Here is a 22,325-nt window from a genome sequence, read left to right as displayed (position 1 = left end):
CCGCCGCCCCTTCGCCTCACAAAAAAAGCGGCGCGGACAAGGAATCCGCGCCGCCTTCCCATTTCGCAGGACAAACTTCAGTCCGGCTTCTTGGCCACGCTCACCAGTGCGGGGCGCAGCAGGCGATCCTTGATCGTGTAACCTGCCTGCATCTCCACCAGCACGGTGCCCGGCTCCGCATCGGCGGAGGGCACTTCCATCATCGCCTGATGCTTGTTGGGATCGAGGGGCTGGCCGACCGATTCGAGCTTCTGGATGCCGTTGCGTCCGAACACGCTTTCCAGTTCGCGGGTGGTGGCTTCGAGACCGGCGACCAGCCCCTTGAATTTCTCATCCTCCCGCAGGTCCGCCGGAATGGCCTGAAGCGCGCGGGTGAGATTGTCGGCCACCGACAACATGTCCCGGGCAAAGGAGGTCGCCGCATAGGCGCGCGCATCGGCCAGTTCCTTCTCCAGCCGGCGACGGACATTCTGCGTTTCGGCATGGGCGTAGAGCACGTCCTGCTTGGCGGTCGCCAACTCGTTTTCGAGCGCCGTCAAACGGTCTTCCGCCGTATCGCCAGCAGGGGCCGCGTCCTCCGGAAGCTGGTCCACAACCTCGGTGTTTTCGATATTCTCTTTGTCTTCACTCATCTCATCAATCTCGACAATGTCTGGGCGGTGAAGTCCACCATGGGGATCACTCGCGCATAGTTCAAGCGCGTGGGGCCGATCACGCCGACCACGCCGACGACCCGGCCGTCGCCGCCCCGGTAAGGCGCGGCTATGACCGAAGAACCCGAGAGGGAAAAGAGCTTGTTTTCCGAACCGATGAAGATTTTGGTCGCGTCGCCCGCGAGCGCGCTTTGTAGCAGGCCGAAGATTTCCTGCTTGCCTTCGAGCTGCTCCAGCAATTGCCGCACCCGTTCAAGGTCGGCGGCGGTGCCGTCGTCCAGCAGATGGGACTGGCCGCGCACGATCAGCACCGGGCGGGCATCGGCGTCCTGCGACCAGATGGCGATGCCGCGCTCAATCAGTTCGCGCGCCGCGCCCTGAAGCGCCGTGCGTTCGCGCTCCAGTTCCTGCCGGAGAAGATCGCCCGCCTGGCTGAGGGTGAGGCCACTGAAGCGCGCGGACATGAAATTCGCCGCCTCCGCCAGCAGGGACGGCGTGACGCTTTCGGGGAGATCGAGGACGCGGTTTTCGACAGACCCGTCCTGCCCCACCAGTACCGCCAGCGCCTGCCGGTCATTGAGCGGCACGAAGCCGAATTGCCGCAGCACCGGCTCCCGCTTGGGCACCATCACGATGCCCGCGCAGGCCGACAGGCCTGAAAGAGTGGCGGTCGCGGCGGAAAGCGCCTCTTCGATCGGGCCGCTTTCCGTCAGCCCCGCCTCGATCGCGCGGCGTTCCTCCGGCGATGGTTCGGCCGCCTGCATCATGCCGTCGACAAACAGCCGCAGGCCCGTTTCCGTCGGCATGCGTCCCGCCGAAGTATGGGGCGCGGCGAGCAGGCCCAGTTCCTCCAGGTCCTGCATCACATTGCGGATGGAAGCGGGCGACAGGCTGAGCGAAGCCATGCGGCTGATCGTGCGCGATCCCACGGGAAGGCCCGTGCCCAGATAGCTTTCCACCACCAGGCGGAAGACATCGCGCGCGCGCTCATTCAGTTCCGTGATCGGGGTGACCGCCATGCGCATCTATTTAGGCAAGCCGCGCATGAGGCTCAAGTATCGCTTTTGGAAGGCGCGAGGGGCTTCAGCATGGCTTGCAATCCCAGCATCTGCGGAACGGAGGCGATCATCGCGCGCAACCGGCCATAGCGGGCATCCATGCAGCCGGACTGATATTCCAGCCGCGTGGTCGCCTGCTTCTCCCGGGCCCATTCGATAACGTACGCGGGCATGTCGGTCGCAAAACGGTCGCAATTTTCTCCCTGGGCAATGCGTTTCGTGGTGCCGGGCGCGGGGCGGTAGGGGGCGATCGCGCTGTGGAATCGTCGATATTGCTCGGGCGTCACGGTGAAACGCGTCGGCCCGGGCACGGCGGTGAAGCGCCCAGGCTCGATCAAGCCCGATCCATCGGGCGTCACGCGCAACGTGTAGCTGGGACATGTGCCGAAGCACGGTCCGGCGGAAAAGCGAATCGTATCGCCCGCCCTCACCGGCTTTTCCAGTTCGGCCTGATTGACGGCGCACCCCGTCAGCAGCGCAGCCACCGTCAAACCCATGATCATGCGCATTGCGAAGCTCCTTTTCCCGCTCTTGTCTCTATCGGCACTGGCAAGACGCCGCAACGGACGCTAAGCCCCCGCTGAACGCTTCGGAGAATAAATATATGCGTCCTTCCGGCCGCGCGCCCGACCAGATGCGCGACATCACCATGGAACCTGGCTTCACCATCCACGCCGAAGGGAGCTGCCTGGTCAGCTTCGGCGATACGCGGGTGCTGTGCACTGCTTCGGTGGAGGAAAAAGTCCCGCCCTTCCTGCGCGGCAAGGGATCGGGCTGGGTCACGGCGGAATATGGCATGTTGCCCCGCGCCACCCACACCCGGGGCAGCCGCGAGGCCGCCAAGGGCAAGCAATCGGGCCGGACGCAGGAAATCCAGCGGCTGATCGGCCGTTCGCTGCGCGCCGTGGTAGACATGCAGAAGCTGGGCGAGCGGCAGATCGTCGTCGATTGCGACGTGATCCAGGCCGATGGCGGCACGCGGACGGCGGCGATTTCCGGCAGTTGGGTCGCGCTTCGCATCGCGATCGACAAGCTGCTCTCATCCGGCGCGCTCAAGGAAGACCCCATCGTGCAGAAGGTCGCCGCCATCAGTTGCGGCATCTATCAGGGCACGCCGGTGCTCGACCTCGACTATGACGAAGACAGCAATGCGGAGGCGGACGCGAACCTGATCCTCACCGGCGACGGCAAGTTCGCCGAGGTGCAGGCGACCGCCGAGGGCGCGACCTATGACGAGGAGGAGCTGCTGCGCCTGCTGCGTCTGGCGCGGATCGGCTGCGCGAAGATCTTCGCCGCGCAGGACAAGGCCACGGGACGGTAAGACGTCCTTCCCCACATCCGTTCACCTTGAGCGAGTCGAGAAGCGGGTGGTGCATCCATCGCGCTTCTCGACTAGGCTCGAAAAGAAAAGAACGATTCAGGGTATTCCCATCATGTCAGACGAGTTCGGCCAGGAACAGGCCATCCGCAAGCTGGGGCCGGGCAAGCTCGTGATCGCCAGCCACAATGCGGGCAAGGTGCGGGAGATCGGCGAACTGTTGGCGCCCCATGGCATCGAAACGGTGTCCGCGAGCGCCCTCGACCTGCCTGAGCCGGAGGAGACCGGCACGACCTTCATCGCCAATGCGGAGTTGAAAGCGATACAGGCTGCGGACCTCTCCGGCCTTCCCGCTCTCGCCGATGACAGCGGCCTGTGCGTGGACGCGCTGAACGGCGATCCGGGCATTTTTTCCGCGCGCTGGGCGGGGCCGGACAAGGATTTCCGGCTCGCCATGCAGAAAGTGTGGGATGCGGTCGAGGCAAGGGGCCCGGATGCAGGCCGTGACGCGCATTTCGTCTGTGCGCTGGCGCTGGCCTGGCCGGACGGTCATGTCGAAGCCTTCGAAGGGCGCGTCGACGGCACGCTGATCTGGCCGCCGCGTGGACATAAGGGGTTCGGCTATGATCCGATGTTCCAGCCGCTCGGTCATGCCATCAGCTTCGGCGAAATGGAGCCGGACAGGAAACATGCCATGAGCCACCGCGCCGACGCCTTTGCGAAAATGGTGGCAGCGGTTTTCTGAAGCGCACGATGAGGTGGACGGCGACCACCTCACGCCATTTCGACATTTGCGCCGCTGAAGACGTGCCCCGCCTCTTTCCTCCGTCACTGGCCGCGCGTGGCAAAGCGGTATAAGAGGCGCCGCTCATGCCCTCCCCCGTCCCCACGCCTGCGTCGGTTTCGACCGACCCCCTCGCGCTTTACGTGCATTGGCCGTTTTGCGTGTCGAAATGCCCCTATTGCGACTTCAACAGTCATGTGCGCGAGCAGGTGGACGCCGATGCCTGGCGCGACGCGCTGCTGGCGGACCTGCGCCATGAAGCGGCGCTCACGAGCGGGCGGGCGCTATCCTCGATCTTTTTTGGCGGCGGCACGCCTTCGCTGATGCCGCCCGCCCTCGTCGCCGCGCTGATCGACGCGGCGACGCAATATTGGCCACCGGTTCCCGATCTGGAAATCACGCTGGAAGCCAACCCCAGCTCAGTCGAAGCGGCGCGGTTTGCCGACCTGGCGGGGGCGGGAGTCAACCGCGTGTCGCTCGGCTTGCAGGCGCTGAAGGACGAAGCCTTGCATTTCCTCGGCCGCGCGCATGACGTGGCGGAGGGACTCGCGGCGCTCGACGTGGCGCAATCGGTTTTCCAGCGGGTCAATTTCGACCTCATCTATGCGCGACCGGGCCAGAGCGAAAGCGATTGGGCGGCGGAGCTGACGCGCGGCCTTTCCTTCGGAACCGATCATCTGTCGCTATATCAACTCACCATCGAGCCGGGGACGCGCTTCGCGACATTGGTGGCGCAGGGCGAGCTTGTACCCGCCGATAGCGATCATGCCGCGACGCTCTATGAACAGACGCAGGAGATGACGGCGGCAGCGGGCATTCCGGCCTATGAGATCAGCAACCATGCCCGGCCCGGACAAGAGAGCCGCCATAACCTCACTTACTGGCGCTATGGCGATTATGCCGGCATAGGGCCCGGCGCGCATGGGCGAAGGCTGGGCATGGCGACCCTGCGCCACCGCAAGCCGGAAAACTGGATGAGCGCGGTCCGGCGCAACGAACATGGCTTGCAAAGGGAGGAAAAGCTCGCGCCGCAGGATCGCGCGCGGGAGGCTTTGCTGATGGGGCTGCGGCTGGCGGAGGGCGTCGATCTGGAGAGGATCGCGCGGCTGTCGGGCCTTGCGGAAAGCGATCTGGTCGATGCGAAAGCCCTGGGGCAGCTTTCCGGCTACGGCCTCGTTTCGAAGAGAGGCCGGGTTCTGCGCGTCGAACCGGCGGGCATGCTGCTGCTCGACGCGATCCTGCCGGAAATCGTCGCTGTCTGAGGATCAGTCCGCCGAACGGGTATCGATCCGGGCGATTTCCTCATCCAGGTCGCGCAGCACTTCGGCCCGGATTTCGTCCGACATCCTGACGGCGCGAGCGACATCCGCGCGGGCTTTGACAAGGCCCGCTCTTGCCGCGCCGGCCGCCTGCGCCCTGATCGCCGCTTCACAGATGCGAACCCGGATGTGGCGGCGACCGTCCGCATCGACGGTTTCCCGACGACTGACCGCCTTATCGCCCTCGCAGCCGTTGCGGACATCGACATTGGGAATCTGGCGACGGATATCCGCTTCGCTGGGGATGGCATAGGCCGGACCAGCCGCTTCGAACGCAGGCGGAACGGGCGGCGCGGGTGGAGCGGGCGGGACTGGAGGAACCGGCGGCACCATGTCGGCAGCCGGCGCCGCGACGGGCACCGAAGATACCGTGCGGTCAGACTGCGCGGAAATCCGGGCCGCCGAGGGCGTATGGGAAAGTTCCGGCGCGGCCTTCTCTTGCACGGAAGGGGATTCATCCGCCTCGACGGGCTGCGCGACCAGATCGGACAGCCGGGTGAAATTGACCGCCTCCACCCGCTCGGTGATTGCGGCCACCTGTTGTGCGGCGCGGCCTCCCGAAGCCGTCAGGGCCAATCCCGTAACCGTCACCGACCCCACAAGAGCCATGCCCCAGCTGATGCGGCGAAGCGATATTTCATGATTCGAAAGCATTTTCAGCCTCCCCTTCAAGGCAGCGATGCGCGTGAGATGACAGGCCCCGGCAAACTGACGCCCCCCTGCCGCTTTCAATATGGCGCGGCCATAGGCATGGGCCTGATCCTGACCGTACAGCGCCAGCACGCGGGCGTCGCAGGCTTGCTCCTGATCGGCGCGATAGGCCCGATAGGCGATCCAGGCGACAGGATTGCACCAGTGAACGGCAAGCAACAGCAGCGCCAGCATGTTCGCGGTCAGATCGCCATGGTCGTGATGCGCGCGCTCATGCGCGATCGCCATCGCCTGCTCCTCCGGATCGAACCGCAGCGCGAAATCGATCGGCAGCACGATATAGGGGCGCAGCACGCCGAAGGCGAGCGGTCCGCCAGCCTGCGGACTGGTTATGATCCGGATGCGCCCCTCCTGCCCGATCAGAGTGGAGCCGGCCAGGATATGCTGCCGGAAACGGATATAGCCCAGCAGTTGAACCGACAGGAAGGCAGCAATCCCCATCACCCATATGGCGACCCCGATCTCCAGCCACGGCAAGCTGGAGGCCATATCGGTGGGAGCGGGAGCGGCGGCGACGGTGATGAAATCCGGAATACCGGACTGATCGACAGCGGTCTGGAGCGGCGATGGCGCGATGACCTGCCGCGGCATGGCAGGCAGCATCATCCGCGCCAGCGGCAGCATCCAAAGCCAATAGGCCGCGCCCGCGCCCAGCCATCGCGCGATGGGGCGGCGCACCATCATGACCAGAGCCATCAACAAGGTCGTGGCGATCAGGGTTTCGACCAGCCAGACGCTCATGACTTCAGCCCTTTCAATATGCCTTCCAGCTCGGCGATGTCATCCGGCGTCAGCTGGTCCTGCTGAACCAGCTGCGCCACCAGCGGCGAAATCCGTCCGCCGAACAGGCGATTGACGAGGCGGCCGGATTCGCTGGCGACATAATCTTCCCGCGCGACCATGGGGCGATAGAGGAAACGGCGGCCATCCTGATCGGCAGCGATGATATCCTTCGCCATCAGACGGGACAACAGCGTCTTGACGGTCTGGACGCTCCACCCGCGATCGGCCGCCACCTGATCGGCGACATCCGCGGCGGTGAGCGGCGCGCGTTGCCACAGCGCCTCCATCACCACCAGTTCGGCTTCGCTGATCTTTTCACTGACGGCCATGACGCGCTTCGACTCCCGAACCCTCAACTACAGATGTAATCGCATTGATTACATCTGTAGTCAATGACTCTGTCCTGAGAGGAAAGAACAGCTGCGATTCTGTCGGATTATCTTACATCGACGCCAACGGATATGAGACCGTTAACCTTGGGAAAGCCTGCTTTTCCTTTATCTGCCCGCCATGGCACGGCATTTGCGTCCTGTAAGCCGTTCCCGACCGCTTCATACCCCGGGGGATGCAGGCCGGTCTCCGCCGCATCCCCCACCCGGTCCCTTCCGACAAAAAAAGCGGCCCAAATCCGGACCGCCCTTCTTCCGAAAAATCGGATGAGTCAGTTCGCCGAAGCGACACCCTGATCGGTCATGAGTTGTTGCAATTCACCCGCTTCAAACATTTCCATCATGATGTCGCTGCCACCGATGAACTCCCCCTTCACATAAAGCTGAGGGATGGTCGGCCAGTCGGAGAAGGCCTTGATTCCCTGACGGATACCCTGGTCCTGCAACACGTCGACGCTTTCATAAGAGACGCCCAGATGCTCCAATATGGCGATGGCGCGGCTGGAGAAGCCGCATTGCGGAAAGAGCGGCGTCCCCTTCATGAAGAGCACCACGTCATTGGCGTTGACGATGTCGGCGATCCGCTGCTGCACGGCGTCGGTCATGAATTTGGTCCATTCCTGTCTGGCGCCCCGTCATACGCAGGGCGCGCCATCGTTTATGCCGTCTAGTTGGGAACGGCGGTAGTCAGTTGCAAGGCGTGGAGGACGCCACCCATCCGGCCGCCCAGCGCGGCGTAGACGGCGCGCTGTTGCGCCACGCGGGAAAGACCGCGGAAAGTTTCCGACACCACGCGGGCGGCATAATGATCGCCGTCCCCGGCCAGATCGGTGATCTCCACCTGCGCGTCCGGAATCGCGGAACGGATCATGGCGGCGATTTCATCGGCGGCCATCGGCATGCGACTTCCCCTTCGCTTCGCCCCTAGGGCTGGGCTTCGATGAACTGGCGGCGCGCCACGACCTGCTGTTCCTCCAGCGCCGCGCGGACTGTCGCTTCGTCGACATCGATGCCCGCCTGCGTCATGTCGCCCAGCAGCTTGCGGATCACATCCTCGTCGCCCGCCTCCTCGAAATCGGCCTGCACCACGGCCTTTGCATAGGCGTCGGTCTCTTCCGGCGTCAGGCCCATCTTCGCGGCGGCCCATTCGCCGACCAGCCGGTTGCGGCGCGCCTGGATGCGGAACTGCATTTCGGCGTCATGCGCGAACATATTCTCAAAAGCCCGTTCGCGATCGTCAAAAGTGGTCATGCTATGCCCTGTTCAAAGCTCGATGGTCATGTCCGCAGATATGCCGAACCGCGCGCTTAGGCAACGGTTGGAACGAGCCAGGGCTTTTCGGCCGCGAGCCTGCCTTCAAACCGGTCGATTTCGCTCCTGTTGTCGAGCGTCAGGCCGATTTCGTCCAAGCCGCCGAGCAGGCAATGCTTGCGAAAGGGGTCGATCTCGAACGCGAAGCGATCCTGGAACTGCGTCGTGACGGTCTGGTCTTCCAGATTGACATGGATCGGATCGGTCTTCGCGACTTCCATCAGCCGGTCGATGGCTTCCTGCGGCAACATAACGGTGAGGATGCCGTTCTTGAAGGCGTTGCCGGAGAAGATGTCCGAAAAGCTGGGCGCGATCACCACCTTGATGCCGAGATCGGCCAGTGCCCATGCAGCATGTTCACGGCTGGACCCGCAACCGAAATTGTCACCCGCGATCAGGATCGGGCTGCCAGCATATTCCGGGTCGTCGAAGACATTGCCCGGTTCCTTGCGCAACACTTCGAACGCGCCCTTGCCAAGCCCGGCGCGGCTGATCGTCTTCAGCCAGTGGGAGGGGATGACGATGTCGGTGTCGACATTCTTCATGCCGAACGGATAGGCCCGGCCTTCGACTTCAGTCAGTTTTTCCATCAGCGGACCTGTTTCGTCTCCGTGGCGGGGCCGTCCTCGGCGCGGCCCAGCGTCGCAGCCATGGCGGCGCTGGCCAGCGCGCCCAATGTGAGCACCCAGAAAATCTTCTTCATGCGACCGCCCCCTCTTTTTCGTTCAACAGTTCACGCACATCGGTCAGCCGGCCTGTCACCGCCGCCGCCGCCGCCATGACCGGCGAGACGAGATGCGTGCGCGATCCCGGCCCCTGCCGCCCCATGAAGTTGCGGTTGCTGGTGGAAGCGCAACGCTCGCCCGCGGGCACCTTGTCCGGGTTCATACCAAGGCAGGCCGAACAGCCCGGTTCGCGCCACTCGAAGCCCGCTTCCTTGAAGATGCGGTCCAGACCCTCCGCCTCTGCCTGCAATTTGACGAGGCCCGAGCCGGGCACGACCATCGCCTGCTTGATACCGCCCGCGATGTGACGGCCCTTGAGCAGGACGGCAGCAGCGCGCAGATCCTCGATCCGGCTGTTGGTGCAGCTGCCGATGAAGATATGTTCGACCGGCACGTCCTGCATCCGCTGGCCGGGCGTCAGCCCCATATAGTCGAGCGATTTCTGCGCGGCCGCGCGCTTGGACGCATCGGCGAAGCTCTCCGGATCGGGCACCACACCCGTCACCGGCACCACGTCCTCCGGGCTGGTGCCCCAGGTGACGTTGGGCACGATGTCAGCGGCATCGATGACCACCATCTTGTCGAAGACCGCGCCTTCATCGGTCCTGAGCGTCTTCCACCAGGCGACCGCGGCATCCCATGCCTCGCCCCTGGGCGCCATCGGGCGGCCCTTGAGATAGGCGAAGGTCTTCTCGTCCGGCGCGAACAGGCCGGATCGCGCGCCCGCCTCGATCGACATGTTGGCGACGGTCAGCCGTCCTTCGATCGACATGTCGCGGAACACGGAGCCGCGATATTCCATGACATAGCCGGTGCCGCCCGCCGTGCCGATATGCTGGCAGATGGCGAGAGCCACATCCTTGGGCGAAACACCGAAACCCAGCTCACCGTCGATGCGGACTTCCATCGTTTTCGACGGCTTCAGCAACAGCGTCTGGGTTGCGAGAACATGTTCGACCTCGCTGGTGCCGATGCCGAAGGCCAGCGCCCCCAGGGCGCCGTGCGAACTGGTATGACTGTCGCCGCACACCAGCGTCGTGCCCGGCAGCGTGAAACCCTGCTCCGGCCCGACGACATGGACGATGCCCTGCTGCGGATCGGCATCGCCGAACAGGCGGACGCCGAATTCCGGCGCGTTCCTCTCCAGAGCGGCCAGTTGCTGCGCGCTTTCGGGGTCCGCGATGGGGATGCGGTTGCCCTGCGCGTCGCGGCGCGGGGTGGTGGGGAGGTTATGATCCGGCACCGCCAGCGTCAGGTCGGGGCGGCGCACCTTGCGCCCGGCAAGGCGTAGCCCCTCGAAAGCCTGCGGACTCGTCACCTCATGAACAAGGTGGCGGTCGATATAGATGAGGCAGGTTCCATCGGGACGGCGTTCGACGACGTGGGCGTCCCAGATCTTTTCGTAGAGGGTGCTCGGCTTAACCATGATCTCTTCCCCCTAGACCCGTCGAGCGCCGTGCGAAAGAGGTAATGGAGGCTGAATCCGCTGTTTCACCGCATCGACAGGCAAGAAAGTTACGCCGCGCGCCCTTCCCTCCCTAAAAAGACGGCCCGGTGCAGGAGCGCACCGGACCGCCAGGTCCTTCCACCTTTATCGCAAGAAACAGGGGTGCCCTTGCGACGAGGTTTTCACGGCCCCAGCCGCGAAACTCGTGCAGCGCGCGGTCAGGCCGCGAACTGATTCATCGTGTTATGGACGCCGCCCGCCTTCAGCGCGGCTTCCCCGGCGAAATATTCCTTGTGATCGTCGCCGATGTCGGAACCCGACATGTTCTGATGCTTCACGCAGGCGATGCCCTCCCGGATTTCCTTGCGCTGGACGCCCGCGACATAGCCCAGCATCCCGGCCTCGCCGAAATATTCCCTAGCGAGATTGTCGGTACTGAGCGCCGCCGTGTGATAGGTCGGCAGCGTGATGAGATGATGGAAGATGCCCGCGCGGGCCGATGCGTCCTTCTGGAAGGTGCGGATCTTCTCATCGGCTTCGGCGGCGAGATCGCTCTCGTCATAGTCCGCGCTCATCAGCCTGGCGCGGTCATAGGCGCTGACGTCCTTGCCCTCGGCCTGCCAGCGGTCGAATATTTGCTGGCGGAAGTTCAGCGTCCAGTTGAAGCTGGGCGAGTTGTTATAGACCAGCTTGGCGTTGGGGATGACTTCGCGGATGCGGTCGACCATGCCGGCGATCTGCTCGACATGCGGCTTTTCCGTTTCGATCCACAGCAGGTCCGCGCCGTTCTGCAACGAGGTGATGCAGTCGAGGACGCAGCGGTCCTCGCCCGTGCCGGAGCGGAACTGGAACAGGTTCGACGGCAGGCGCTTGGGGCGCAGCAGCTTGCCTTCGCGGCTGATGATGACATCGCCATTGCCGATGCTGGTCAGGTCGACCTCATCGCAATCGAGGAAGCCGTTATACTGGTCGCCAATGTCGCCCGGCTCGCGGCTGTATGCGATCTGCTTGGTGAGGCCCGCGCCCAGCGAGTCCGTGCGGGCGACGATGATGCCGTCGTCGACACCCAGTTCCAGAAAGGCATAGCGGCAGGCGCGGATCTTCGCGAGGAAGTCCTCATGCGGGACGGTGACCTTGCCGTCCTGATGGCCGCACTGCTTTTCGTCGGACACCTGATTTTCGATCTGGAGCGCGCAGGCGCCCGCTTCGATCATCTTCCTGGCGAGGAGGTAGGTGGCCTCCGCATTGCCGAAGCCCGCGTCGATGTCCGCGATGATGGGGACGACATGGGTTTCGTGATTGTCGATGGCGTGGGTCAGGCGCTGGATCTCGACCTCGTTGCCGGTTTCGCGCGCCTTGTCGAGATCGCGGAACAGCAGGCTGAGTTCGCGGGCGTCGGCCTGGCGCAGGAAGGTGTAGAGTTCCTCGATCAGCGCAGGGACGCTGGTCTTTTCATGCATCGACTGATCGGGCAGCGGGCCGAATTCCGACCGGAGCGCCGCGACCATCCAGCCTGACAGGTAGAGATATTTCCCCTTGGTCGTGCCGAAATGCTTCTTGATCGAGATGAGCTTCTGCTGCCCGATGAAGCCGTGCCAGCAGCCGAGCGACTGGGTGTATGCCGCCGGGTCGGCATCATAGGCCGCCATGTCGCGGCGCATGATCGCGGCGGTATGGCGCGCGATGTCGAGGCCGGTGTGGAAGCGGTTCTGAAGGCGCATCCGGGCGACGGATTCGGGGGCGATGCCGTCCCAATGGCCCTGCTGGCCGATCAGGCCGTCGGCTTTTGCGATTTCCTGGCTGTAGGTCATGCGTCGATCCCATGAATGAGGTGGCGAAGTGATGGCGTTTCTAGGGAGGGTCGAGGGGGGCCGAACATCCCTTGCGAGGTTCAGTTGTCGATCTTTACAAAAATCTGTTGTAAAGTTGTAAGGACTGCACGGGAGCATGGCACGCGATGGCGAAGGATCGGCCGGTTTATATGGGGCCGCGGCTGCGGAGGCTGCGGCGGGAGCTGGGGCTGACGCAGGCGGACATGGCGGCGGACCTGGAGATTTCCGCTTCCTATGTCGCGCTGCTGGAGCGGAACCAGAGGCCGTTGACCGCCGACATGCTGCTGCGGCTGGCGCGGACCTATCGGCTGGACATGAGCGAACTGGCGGGGGACGGCGGGGCGGAGCAGACGGCGCGGTTGCAGGCGGTGCTGAAAGACCCGATGTTCGCGGACATCGACCTGCCCGCGCTCGCGACGCAGGATGTCGCGGTCAACTATCCCGGCATGACCGAGGCGCTGCTGCGGCTGCATACCGCCTATCGCGAGGAGCAACTGGCGCTGGCCGACAAGGGTGCTGGCACAAGACATGAGGAAGCGGCGGACACGCCCGATCCGGTGGCGGAATCGCGGCGCTTCGTGGCGGCGCGGCGGAACAGCTTCCCGCTGCTGGACGATGCGGGAGAGGCTCTGGCGGCGGAGATCGAGGGCGCGGGCGGGCTGCATGGATGGCTCAAGGCGAAGCATGGCCTGCGGGTGCGGCGGCTGCCTTCGGACGTGATGGCCGGATCGATGCGGCGGCTGGACCGGCATCGCGACGCGGTGCTGATCGACGATGCGCTGGACGGGGCCAGCACCAGCTTCCAGTTGGCGCTCCAGATTGCCTATCTGGAGATGCGCACAGCCTTCGACACGCTGCTGAAGGAAGGGCAGTTCGCCAGCGAGAGCGGGCGGCGGCTGACGCGGCGGGCGCTGGCAAGCTATGGCGCGGCGGCGATCCTGATGCCCTATACGGCCTTCGCCAAGGCGGTGGAGGCGCGGCGCTACGATGTGGAGGCGCTGGCGCGGCAGTTCGGCGCGAGCTTCGAGCAGACGGCGCACCGGCTGACCACTTTGCAGAAGCCGGGGCAGGAACGCGTGCCCTTCTTCTTCATCCGGGTCGATCCGGCGGGCAATGTCAGCAAGCGGCTGGACGGCGCGGGCTTTCCCTTCGCGCGCCATGGCGGGTCATGCCCGCTCTGGTCGGTGCATCGCGTGTTCGAGACGCCGCGCGAGGTGGTGACGCAATGGCTGGAACTGCCCGATGGCGAACGCTTCTTCTCCATCGCGCGGTCGGTGCGGGCGGGCGGCGGCGGATGGGGCGCGCCCCGCGTCGACCGGGCGATTGCGCTATGCTGCGCGGCGGAACATGCCTATCGGCTGATCTACACGCAGGACACCGCCCCTTCCGAGCCGACGCCGATCGGGGTGACATGCCGCCTGTGCCATCGCAGCCGGTGCATGGCGCGTTCCGCCCCGCCGATCGGGCGCGAGGTGATGCCGGACGATTTTAGGCAGACCCATGCGCCGTTCGGGTTCGCGGATGGGTGAGGGTTGGGGAAAGGCGAGGGCACGAGCAGGCGGAAAGAAGGATCGTTTGTGGCACGAAGTTCGAGCATGGCGGCGTTGGCGGCTGATCCGCATATCGTCGCAACGTGGATCAGGGGTTGGACCATGGCGCGCGGCACCCCGCCACCCATCGCGGATCATGGCGGATTCCGGGTTGATGTCGGTTGGCCGGAGCAGCGGGTCCGCTACGTCTTTCCCGGCATATCATCCGCCATGAAGGATCTGGCGGCGAAGATCACCGAACCGTGGATATTGGTGAAAGCCTGCGCGACGCCAGCCGCGATGCGTGCCGCGCTACCCGCCCGATGGTCGATACAGCCGCCGGGTTTCATGATGATCTGCCGCGACGTGATGACCGGGACGCGGGCGATGCCCGACGGCTATATGGTCAACGTGACAAGGCCATCCCCCGTCGCAGTGGTCGAGATACTGGCTCCGGACGGAACACTGGCGGCGATCGGGCGCGTGGTTCAGGTGGATGCGTTCGCCATCTATGATCGGATCGAAACCCACGGCGCGCACAGGCGGCGCGGCCTCGGCCGCGCCGTCATGAAGAGTCTGGAATCGATCGCATGGCAAAATGGCGCAAAGCAGGGATTGCTGGTCGCCACGGCTGAGGGTCGCAAGCTCTACGAAGCCCTGGGCTGGGAAGTGCATGCCCTTTACACCACGGCCGCCATTCCGCCGCCCACCTGACTGACAGCCTGTAGCCCATCCGTCATCAGGCTCCGCTCAACCGGCTTGCTGGCACATTCCCCACGCAAAAAAGCGGCCTGTTGCCAGACCGCTCTTTTCACCGAAACGAATCGGGGGAATTCAGGCTGCGACGGCAGCCTTCTTCTTGGCGATGTCGCGCTTCAGGCGCTGGGCCTTGAGCGACAGCTTCTCGTCGCTGGTCTTGAGCAGCCAGTTGTCGAGGCCGCCATTATGCTCCACCGAACGCAGGCCGTGGGTCGACACGCGCAGCTTCACGCCCTTTTCCAGGGCTTCGGAGATCAGCGTGACATTCTGCAGGTTGGGCAGGAACACACGCTTCGTCTTGTTGTTGGCGTGGGAAACATTGTGACCCACCTGGCGGCCCTTGCCGGTCAGCTCGCAAATGCGCGACATAATCTCATCAACCTTGTTGTTCGGTTTCGTTCGGAAAGCGGCGCCACTAGCGGGATTCCTCCATCCCGTCAAGCCGCGCGCCCGTCCCAATCATGCCGCCACCGCAACCTTTTGCGATGGCCGGGCGTTCCCTTCCCCGTATCCCAGAGGAGGATGAAATGCGAGTCATCGGTGGGTTGTTGCTGATCGTGCTGCTGATTCTGGCGGCGGGGATCGCGACGGGCTTCATCAACCTGCAAAAGACGCAGGAAGGCAGTCTGCCCCATGTGTCCGTGAAGGGCGGCCAGCTCCCCAAATATGAGGCGAATGTCGCCAAGGTGGAGGTGGGCAGCCGCAACGAGACGGTCGAGGTGCCGACCGTGGACGTCAAGAAGCCCTGATCGTTTCGCGGGCGCGCGGGGCGTGATAAGGGCGGCTTTATGCCGTCGCCCTTTCCCCTGCCCGATCCGATGCGCCGCGCGCTCGACCTGGCCCATGCGGCGCAGCGGGCGGGCGAGGTGCCGATCGGCGCGGTCGTGACTCTGGACGGGCGGATCGTCGGCGAGGGGGAGAATCGCAACCGGCGCGATCATGATCCTACCGCTCATGCGGAGATGGTGGCGATCCGGGAGGCGGCGCGGCGGATCGGGGACTTCCGGCTGACGGGGTGCGATCTGTGGGTGACGCTGGAGCCTTGCCCGATGTGCGCGGGGGCGATTTCCCATGCGCGGATCGCGCGGCTTTATTATGCCGTATCGGACCCCAAGGGCGGCGCGGTGGAACAGGGGCCGCGCCTCTTCGCCCAGCCGCAATGCCTGCACCGGCCCGAAGTCTATGGCGGGCTGGCGGAGGCGGAGGCTTCAGCGTTGTTGCGCGGCTTTTTCGCGGCCCGGCGCTGAATAGTCGATGCGGTAGAGGGTGTAGGGCAAGGTGGTGCCGCTGCGGATCGTGACGGGGTGGAGCCAGCCCGGCACCTTGCCGCGCATCAGGTCGGCGTAGAAGCCGCGCGGGCTGCGCGCCTGATAGATGGTGCCTTCCGGGAAATTGGGGCAGATCAGCAGATAGGTGGCGTGATGCCTTGCCGCGATCGGGCGGAAGGCGTCGGCGGGTCCGTCGAAGGCGTGGTGGATGTCGAGGATCACCGCGCCGTTGCGGTGATAGGGGCCTGCGACGGCGCTATGATGCGTCGTGGCGATGATGCGCGGGCCAAGGTCGACCATGGTGAAGATGGTGGCGGGCGGCAGGTCGTCCAGCACCTCCAGGGCGGGCAAGGTGCGGCAGCGGCCATTGGCTTTCTTGATCGCGTCGGTGCGGGCCTTGGCCTGCGGGCGCCATGCTTTGGGCTTTTCGCCGGTCAAGGCGGCGAGGCCGTTCTTGACCTGCGGGTAGAGCGGATAGGCGAAGAGGAAGGCGGCGAGGATCAGCATCCCGGCCCATGCCGCGGCCCTGATGGCGGGGCGGCCCTTCGCCATGAGCACAAGCAGGCGGTGCGCGGCCCATGCGGCGGGCGGGATCGCCATGAGCTGCGCGGCCGGACCCGCGCGCAAGGCCCAGAACAGGAGCGCGGTGGAAAAGAGCATCATCAGCCCCACCGTCACCCACGCCCAGAGGCGGTCGGCGTCGCGGCGCGAATCCCACAAGGCCCAGAGCAGGCCGAGGAGGCCCGCCACCGGCAGCGCCATCAGGGGCACGGCGACATCGCGGGTCTGGGCGGTCAGGGGCTTTGCCTCGCGGATATTGGCGAGCCAGAGGCGTTCGAGTTCGGGGGAGATCTGGTAAGCGCCGCTCAGGCATTGGGGCCAGTTGAGCCAGGCGAAGGCCGCGACCGCCGCGCCGACGACCAGCCCGGCTCCCAGCCGCGCCTGCCAGCTTCGCAGCGGCAGAAGCGCGAGCAGCACCATGCCCGCCGACGCCGCCGCGAAGATCGCGACCCAGATGGGCGAGATCGCGTCGCACACCATCTGGCGATTGGCGTTGCTGGCGAAGGTCAGGAACAGGAGCGACGTGGCGCCCGTCAGGCTGATGGCATAGGGCAGCATCCGGCGGCCCGCGCCTTCCCGGAAAACCCAGCGCAGCGCGATCAGCGCGCCGCCCGCCGCCAGATAGACGATCATCTCCATGCCGATGGTCAGCGACAGCGCGGTGCTGATCCCCGCGATGATGCCGCCGCGCAGCCAGTTGCGGTCGACCAGCCCCGCCAGCATGGTGACGGCCAGCGCCAGTTGCCAGCCATGATGATCGACCCGCATCGGCGCATACATGCTGAGCGCCATCTGCGCAGCGAGCGGGGCCAGCGCGGCGATGATCCACGCATGGCCCCCCGCCAGCCGCCGCGCGATGAAGCCGAGGCTCAGCATCAGCAGCAGCAGCGGCAGCAGCGGCGCGATGGCGCAGGCAAGGCGGTCGGCCATGCCCTGATCCAGAAAGGCGCGGAAGAAGAGCATCAACCCCGCGATGGGCAGGTCCACCAGCCGCGACCAGTGGATGTCGAACCCCTTGGGCGGGTCGAGGCGATATTGGCGCAGGTCGAACCAGCCCTGCCCCGCCAGCCAGTCCTTCACCTGCACATAGCGGATATTGTCGTCGGTATCGCTGAGCACGAACCAGTGGATCGCGGGCCAGCGGCTGACGAGGAACCCCGCCACGATGGCGACCCAGAGGAGCAGGGTCAGCCATTTCCAGTGCCGCGCCGCATGGTCGGACAAACCCGCCGCGAAGGTGACGGCGCGGGCGCGCAGGGCTGGCCAGCTTTGCAAGTTCATGGGTGGTGGATTAGAGGCTTCGCATCAAAGCGCAACGGGGGTCCATGAAAATCATCCAGCGATTGTCGGCGGAGCGGCAGGCCCTTTTCTGGCAGATCGTCCGCTATGGGGTGACGGGGCTGTTCGTCACGGCCTGCCAGGCGGCGATCTACTGGGTGCTGGCGGCGATCGCGGGGCTGCATGTGCAGGTCGCCAACGGGATCGGCTACCTCGCGGCGGTGCTGATCGGCTATGTGTCGCACAACGCCTTCACCTTTCGCGGCCATGGCGGGCGGGACGGCCATGGCGCACGCGGGGCGCGCTTCGTCGCGGTGTCGCTGGTGAGCTATGCGCTCAATGCCTTGTGGGTGTGGCTGTGCGTCACGCATATGGCATGGCCGGAATGGTCGCCCATCCCGGCCATGCTCTTCGTGACACCTGCGGTGGTGTTCCTGCTCAACCGGCAATGGGTTTTCCGGTAACGTCTTCCGCGCATTAATGGACGAAGCGGGCCACCACGTCGCGGTAGGAGCGGCTGACCTTCACCTGCGCGCCCGATTCCAGCACGAGGAAACATTCGCCGTTGGTGTGGGGCTTCACCTGCCGGACCTGCGACAGGTTGACGATGGTGGAGCGGTGGACGCGCTGGAAGTTGCGGGGGTCGAGGCGCTTTTCGAGGTCCTTCATCGTCTCGCGCAGGATCAGCGAATTGTCGGCGGTGTAGATGCACATATAGTCGCCCGCCGCGTCGATCCGCTCGATCGAATCCACGTCGACGCGGAAAATCTGGCCGCGATCCTTGATGTTGATGAGCTTTTCGAAACGGTTGGACGCGGGCGCATCCTCATCGCTGGAAAGGTCGCTCATCGCTTCGGGGGCGACTTCGGCCAACACCTCGCGCAGCTTTTCCACTTCCTGCACCTGCCTCTTTTCGGAGAGGCGCTGGCGCACGCGGTCGAGCGCGTCGGCCAGGCGGCCCTCCTCCACCGGCTTCATGAGATAATCGACCGCCTGCGCCTCGAACGCGCGGATCGCATGGTCGCTATAGGCCGTGACGAAGATGAAGAGCGGCGGTTCGACTTCCATCATGCCCTGCACGACGGAAAAGCCGTCAAATCCGGGCATCTGGATATCGAGGAACACAAGGTCGGGTTTGTGCGTCTTGATGGCGCGAATGGCTTCGCGGCCATTGGAGCAGGTTTCGACGATTTCAACATCCTCATGCGCTTCCAGACGGAGCTTGAGGCCCTGAATAGCCAGGCTTTCGTCGTCGACGAGGATCGTTCTGATGGTCATGCGGCCACTTTCGATGGTTCATCCAGATTAAGCGGCATTTCGATGATGACCGAAAAACCGCCTGGCGTGGAACGCGTTTCGAAGCTCTGTCGTTCCCCGAACGCCTGAATAAGGCGGTCGCGGATGTTCGCCAGCCCGACGCCCGTTCCCGCGCTGACCGGATTGTTCGGGCGCATGGCCCCGTCATTCAATCCCGGCCCGCTGTCCGATACGACGATCCGGACATTTTCACCGGCAGGCTGCGCCGTGACAGAGATTTCCGCCCCCTCCTCCTTGGGCGTCACCGCATATTTGATCGCATTTTCGACCAGCGGTTGCAGCAGCAGCGAAGGCAGGCGCGACTGGGCGACGGCCGGGTCGATGTTGAAGACGGGGCGCAGCCGGTCCTCGAACCGCATCTTCTCTATCTCCAGATAGAGTTTGAGCGTCTCCACCTCCTGCTCCAGCGTCACCTGCGCGGTGGGTTCGTTGATGAGGGTGTAGCGCAGGAAGGAAGACAGGCGCGAGAGCATCGCATTGGCGCGGTCGGTCTGTTTCAGCAGCACCAGCGTCGAGATGCTGTTCAGCGTATTGAACAGGAAATGGGGATTGAGCTGATAGCGCAGCATCGCCAGTTGCGCGCTGGACGCCTGATTTTCCAGATGGAGAAGCTGGTCGGCCTGTTCCTCGACGGTCAGGTAGAAGTTGATCGCGTAATAGAGCGCCGACCAGGCGCCGAGCAGCGTGACGCTGAGGTAGAAGGCACCCAGGAAAAGCTGGACCCCCGCCGTTTCGCTCGCCCGGTTCTGGGTGGAGAAGACCCATGCGTCGATGAAGGCCACCAGCCCCGCCGCCGCCAGCACCGTGACAATCGAGACGCCCCAGGTGACGACCGGCCTTTGCTTCAGCAGGAAACGGAAGATCACCGCGATCAGCAGCGTCACCGAATAGCCGCTGATGGTGGAGATCAGCACCGGGATCAGGCTGGACAGCGGCTGGCCGTTGGCGATGGTGGAGGAACCGCGCAACAGGAAGGCCCCTGCCCAGCCGAGAGACTGGAGGTTCCAGAAAGCGCGATTCTTGTCCGCGAAAAAGGGTTGCGGCTGGATACGGGGCGGTGACATCGCGCGCAGACTAGGCGATTTCATGCGGGGCGAAAACGTCCTTTTTCATGGCGGTTGCGGGGAAGAGCGATCCGATCCGCGAAGGCCGCTACACCCGATCCGCCTGCACCACCGCATCCAGCGCCCGCAGCGCCGAGAGGATGCGGTTGAGATGCTGCGCGTCCGCCACCTCCAGGTCGATGATGTCGGTGTGGAACGGCCCTTCGCGGTTCACCAGCTGGAGGTTGAGGATGTTCGCCTTGGTCGCGCCGAACACATTGGTGACGGCGGCCAGCGCGCCCGGCTGGTTCTTGACGATGACGGAAAGCCGCGCTGTCCCGCCCTTCGACTTGCTGTCCCAGGACAGGTCGATCCAGTCGTCGTCCTGCCCCGCCTCCAGCGAGCGGCAGTCGATGGTATGCACCTCGATCGGTTCGCCCGTGCGGCGCACGCCGACGATGCGGTCGCCCGGAACCGGATGGCAGCAATCGCCCAGATTATAGGCGATGCCGGGCGTCAGGCCACGGATCGACACCGGTTCATGCTGGCGCGGATGGGCTTCCTCCATGCCTTCCGCGTCGGTCGATCCGGGGATCAGCGCCTCCATCACTTCCCGGTCGCGCAGGCGGTGCGTGGCGATGGCGATCATCAATGCCGCGCGATCCTCCAGCTTGAGGCGCTTCAATGCCGCCGTCAGCGCCTTGTCGCCCAGCTCGCTCGCCAGTTCGAGGGGGAAGCGGCCGACAATCTCTTCATAGAGCTTCTCGCCCAGCGCGATTTCCTCGCCCCGCTGCTTGTGCCGGATGAAGCGGCGGATGGCCGAGCGCGCCTTGCCGGTGATGGCGAAGGTCAGCCAGCCCGGCTGCGGCTGCTGCCCTTCGGATTTCAGGATTTCGACCTGATCGCCATTTTCCAGTTGCGTGCGCAGCGGCACCACCCGCCCATTGACCTTCGCGCCGACCGTCTGGTCGCCCAGCGTGGTGTGCACCGCATAGGCGAAGTCGACCGGCGTCGACCCCTTGGGCAACTGGTGCAGTTCGCCCTTGGGGGAGAAGGCGAAGATGCGGTCCTGATACATCGCCATGCGGGTATGTTCGAGCAGTTCGTCCGCGTCCTGGCTCTGCTCCAGGATTTCGACCAGATCGCGCAGCCATGCGGCATGATGGTCGTTCGCGTCGCCCTTCTGCTTGTAGGCCCAGTGCGCCGCGAGGCCCAGTTCGGCGTCATGATGCATGTCGCGGCTGCGGATCTGCACCTCGATCCGGGCATTGTCCTGATGGATGACGGTCGTGTGGATCGACCGGTATCCGTTGCGCTTGGGGGTGGAGATGTAATCCTTGAACCGGCCCGGCACCATCTTGTAGGTCTGGTGGATCACGCCGAGCGCCCTGTAGCAATCCTCCGTCGTCTCGGTGATGACACGGAAGGCCATGACGTCGGTCAGCTGCTCGAAGCTGATGTGCCGTTCCTGCATCTTCTTCCAGATGGAATAGGGATGCTTCTCCCGCCCCGAAACCGTGACGGGCAGGTCGTGGCTGCCCAGCAGCAATTGCAGCTCCGCGCCGATCCGGTCGACCTTGCCATGGCCGCCTTCCTTCAGATGCTCCAGCCGTTTGGTGATGCTGTCATAGGCTTCCGGCTCCAGTTCGCGGAAGGCGAGCAGCTGCATCTCGCGCATGAAGTCGTACATGCCGATCCGCTCGGCCAGCGGGGCGTAGATGTCCATCGTCTCGCGCGCGATGCGGCGGCGCTTCTGTTCATTCTTGATGAAGTGGAGCGTGCGCATATTGTGCAGACGGTCGGCGAGCTTCACCAGCAGCACCCGGATGTCGTCCGACATGGCGAGCAGGAACTTGCGCAGATTTTCCGCCGCCCGCTCATTCTCGCTCATCGCCTCGATCTTGCTGAGCTTGGTCACGCCGTCGACCATGCGCGCGACATCCTTGCCGAACGCCTGCTCGATCTCCTCATAGGTGACCAGCGTGTCCTCTATGGTGTCGTGCAGCAGCGCCGTCACGATGGTCTGGTCGTCCAGATGGAAGTCGGTCAATATGCCCGCGACTTCGATCGGATGGCTGAAATAGGGGTCGCCGCTGGCGCGTTTCTGGCTGCCATGTTTCTGGACGGAAAAGACATAGGCGCGGTTGAGCATCGCTTCGTCCGCTTCCGGATCGTAGCTCTTTACCCGTTCGACAAGTTCATATTGACGTAGCATCCTTTCCCGATTGTGTGAGAAGCGC

Annotated in this window: 24 protein-coding genes; 8 read left to right on the top strand and 16 right to left on the bottom strand. The window is 64.5% G+C overall.

All coding sequences use genetic code 11. The features are described 5' to 3' along the window. Positions 1 to 77 precede the first annotated feature (77 nt). The 3 genes from grpE to SCLO_RS17360 are packed head-to-tail and all read right to left on the bottom strand — an operon-like array spanning position 78 to position 2,220. Entirely contained in the window at positions 78 to 632 is a 555-nt protein-coding gene (gene grpE / locus SCLO_RS17370) for a nucleotide exchange factor GrpE (protein WP_066514477.1), read from the bottom strand. Further along, positions 629 to 1,672, bottom strand: a complete 1,044-nt coding sequence (hrcA, locus tag SCLO_RS17365; RefSeq protein WP_066514475.1) for a heat-inducible transcriptional repressor HrcA — start codon at positions 1,670 to 1,672, stop codon at positions 629 to 631. Before hrcA ends, grpE begins: the two co-directional genes overlap by 4 nt. Positions 1,673 to 1,704: 32 nt before the next feature. Then, complete coding sequence (locus SCLO_RS17360) at positions 1,705 to 2,220, bottom strand: DUF6438 domain-containing protein (protein ID WP_197705113.1); 516 nt, start codon at positions 2,218 to 2,220, stop codon at positions 1,705 to 1,707. Between the two features lie 95 nt (positions 2,221 to 2,315). On the opposite strand from SCLO_RS17360, the gene rph reads away from it, so the two are divergent. The 3 genes from rph (at position 2,316) to hemW (ending at position 5,075) form a co-directional block, all read left to right on the top strand. After that, entirely contained in the window at positions 2,316 to 3,032 is a 717-nt protein-coding gene (rph, locus tag SCLO_RS17355) for a ribonuclease PH (RefSeq protein WP_066514472.1), read from the top strand. 112 nt (positions 3,033 to 3,144) lie between these two features. Then, the gene (gene rdgB, locus SCLO_RS17350; protein ID WP_066514470.1) at positions 3,145 to 3,774 is read left to right on the top strand and encodes an RdgB/HAM1 family non-canonical purine NTP pyrophosphatase; all 630 of its coding nucleotides are present in this window, start codon (positions 3,145 to 3,147) and stop codon (positions 3,772 to 3,774) included. Positions 3,775 to 3,899: 125 nt separating this feature from the next. Then, positions 3,900 to 5,075, top strand: coding sequence for a radical SAM family heme chaperone HemW (gene hemW, locus SCLO_RS17345; protein ID WP_066514467.1), 1,176 nt, complete (start codon positions 3,900 to 3,902; stop codon positions 5,073 to 5,075). A 3-nt stretch (positions 5,076 to 5,078) separates the two neighbouring features. On the opposite strand, the gene SCLO_RS17340 is transcribed toward hemW, so the two are convergent. The 8 genes from SCLO_RS17340 to SCLO_RS17305 all read right to left on the bottom strand — a co-directional run bounded on the left by SCLO_RS17340 (position 5,079) and on the right by SCLO_RS17305 (position 12,309). Next, positions 5,079 to 6,584 carry a M56 family metallopeptidase gene (locus tag SCLO_RS17340; RefSeq protein ID WP_066514465.1) on the bottom strand — a complete coding sequence of 502 codons (1,506 nt, stop codon included), beginning with the start codon at positions 6,582 to 6,584 and terminating at the stop codon, positions 5,079 to 5,081. Then, positions 6,581 to 6,955 (bottom strand): BlaI/MecI/CopY family transcriptional regulator, encoded by a 375-nt coding sequence (locus SCLO_RS17335; protein WP_066514463.1) that lies wholly within the window; start codon positions 6,953 to 6,955, stop codon positions 6,581 to 6,583. Before SCLO_RS17335 ends, SCLO_RS17340 begins: the two co-directional genes overlap by 4 nt. A gap of 332 nt (positions 6,956 to 7,287) precedes the next feature. After that, positions 7,288 to 7,620: a Grx4 family monothiol glutaredoxin gene (gene grxD / locus SCLO_RS17330; protein ID WP_066514460.1), complete on the bottom strand. Its 333-nt coding sequence runs from the start codon at positions 7,618 to 7,620 to the stop codon at positions 7,288 to 7,290. 62 nt (positions 7,621 to 7,682) lie between these two features. Further along, complete coding sequence (locus SCLO_RS17325) at positions 7,683 to 7,916, bottom strand: BolA family protein (RefSeq protein WP_066514458.1); 234 nt, start codon at positions 7,914 to 7,916, stop codon at positions 7,683 to 7,685. 23 nt (positions 7,917 to 7,939) lie between these two features. After that, positions 7,940 to 8,266, bottom strand: coding sequence for a DUF1476 domain-containing protein (locus SCLO_RS17320; RefSeq protein ID WP_066514456.1), 327 nt, complete (start codon positions 8,264 to 8,266; stop codon positions 7,940 to 7,942). Positions 8,267 to 8,322: 56 nt separating this feature from the next. Then, the gene (gene leuD, locus SCLO_RS17315) at positions 8,323 to 8,916 is read right to left on the bottom strand and encodes a 3-isopropylmalate dehydratase small subunit (RefSeq protein ID WP_066514455.1); all 594 of its coding nucleotides are present in this window, start codon (positions 8,914 to 8,916) and stop codon (positions 8,323 to 8,325) included. Positions 8,917 to 9,025: 109 nt separating this feature from the next. Next, entirely contained in the window at positions 9,026 to 10,477 is a 1,452-nt protein-coding gene (gene leuC / locus SCLO_RS17310) for a 3-isopropylmalate dehydratase large subunit (protein ID WP_066514454.1), read from the bottom strand. Positions 10,478 to 10,716: 239 nt separating this feature from the next. Next, positions 10,717 to 12,309 carry an isocitrate lyase gene (locus tag SCLO_RS17305; RefSeq protein WP_066514453.1) on the bottom strand — a complete coding sequence of 531 codons (1,593 nt, stop codon included), beginning with the start codon at positions 12,307 to 12,309 and terminating at the stop codon, positions 10,717 to 10,719. Positions 12,310 to 12,455: 146 nt separating this feature from the next. On the opposite strand from SCLO_RS17305, the gene SCLO_RS17300 reads away from it, so the two are divergent. Both SCLO_RS17300 and SCLO_RS17295 read left to right on the top strand, forming a co-directional pair. Next, on the top strand, positions 12,456 to 13,859 hold the full coding sequence (locus SCLO_RS17300; protein WP_066514452.1) for a helix-turn-helix domain-containing protein: 1,404 nt from the start codon (positions 12,456 to 12,458) through the stop codon (positions 13,857 to 13,859). 48 nt (positions 13,860 to 13,907) lie between these two features. Continuing rightward, positions 13,908 to 14,573, top strand: coding sequence for a GNAT family N-acetyltransferase (locus SCLO_RS17295; protein WP_197705112.1), 666 nt, complete (start codon positions 13,908 to 13,910; stop codon positions 14,571 to 14,573). 120 nt (positions 14,574 to 14,693) lie between these two features. On the opposite strand, the gene rpmB is transcribed toward SCLO_RS17295, so the two are convergent. Beyond that, on the bottom strand, positions 14,694 to 14,987 hold the full coding sequence (gene rpmB, locus SCLO_RS17290; protein WP_066514448.1) for a 50S ribosomal protein L28: 294 nt from the start codon (positions 14,985 to 14,987) through the stop codon (positions 14,694 to 14,696). Positions 14,988 to 15,145: 158 nt separating this feature from the next. On the opposite strand from rpmB, the gene SCLO_RS17285 reads away from it, so the two are divergent. After that, positions 15,146 to 15,367 carry a hypothetical protein gene (locus tag SCLO_RS17285; RefSeq protein ID WP_066514446.1) on the top strand — a complete coding sequence of 74 codons (222 nt, stop codon included), beginning with the start codon at positions 15,146 to 15,148 and terminating at the stop codon, positions 15,365 to 15,367. Positions 15,368 to 15,406: 39 nt separating this feature from the next. Then, positions 15,407 to 15,865, top strand: a complete 459-nt coding sequence (locus SCLO_RS17280) for a nucleoside deaminase (protein WP_066514443.1) — start codon at positions 15,407 to 15,409, stop codon at positions 15,863 to 15,865. On the opposite strand, the gene SCLO_RS17275 is transcribed toward SCLO_RS17280, so the two are convergent. Then, positions 15,827 to 17,728, bottom strand: a complete 1,902-nt coding sequence (locus SCLO_RS17275) for a hypothetical protein (protein WP_066514442.1) — start codon at positions 17,726 to 17,728, stop codon at positions 15,827 to 15,829. The two genes, SCLO_RS17280 and SCLO_RS17275, sit on opposite strands and share 39 nt — an antisense overlap. Before the next feature lie 44 nt (positions 17,729 to 17,772). Between SCLO_RS17275 and SCLO_RS17270 the strand changes: the two genes are divergently transcribed. Continuing rightward, entirely contained in the window at positions 17,773 to 18,189 is a 417-nt protein-coding gene (locus SCLO_RS17270; RefSeq protein WP_066514439.1) for a GtrA family protein, read from the top strand. A 13-nt stretch (positions 18,190 to 18,202) separates the two neighbouring features. Here the strand turns inward: SCLO_RS17270 and SCLO_RS17265 are convergent, their stop codons facing one another. The 3 genes from SCLO_RS17265 to SCLO_RS17255 form a co-directional block, all read right to left on the bottom strand. Then, positions 18,203 to 19,003, bottom strand: a complete 801-nt coding sequence (locus tag SCLO_RS17265) for a LytR/AlgR family response regulator transcription factor (RefSeq protein ID WP_066514437.1) — start codon at positions 19,001 to 19,003, stop codon at positions 18,203 to 18,205. Then, positions 19,000 to 20,106 (bottom strand): sensor histidine kinase, encoded by a 1,107-nt coding sequence (locus tag SCLO_RS17260; protein WP_066514435.1) that lies wholly within the window; start codon positions 20,104 to 20,106, stop codon positions 19,000 to 19,002. Before SCLO_RS17260 ends, SCLO_RS17265 begins: the two co-directional genes overlap by 4 nt. A gap of 88 nt (positions 20,107 to 20,194) precedes the next feature. Then, positions 20,195 to 22,300, bottom strand: coding sequence for a RelA/SpoT family protein (locus tag SCLO_RS17255; RefSeq protein ID WP_066514432.1), 2,106 nt, complete (start codon positions 22,298 to 22,300; stop codon positions 20,195 to 20,197). Positions 22,301 to 22,325 lie beyond the last annotated feature (25 nt).

It is taken from the genome of Sphingobium cloacae (assembly GCF_002355855.1).
Classification (GTDB): Bacteria; Pseudomonadota; Alphaproteobacteria; order Sphingomonadales; family Sphingomonadaceae; genus Sphingobium; species Sphingobium cloacae.
The sequence above is the reverse complement of the archived record's forward strand: the minus strand, read 5'-3'. Positions and strand labels throughout refer to the sequence as shown.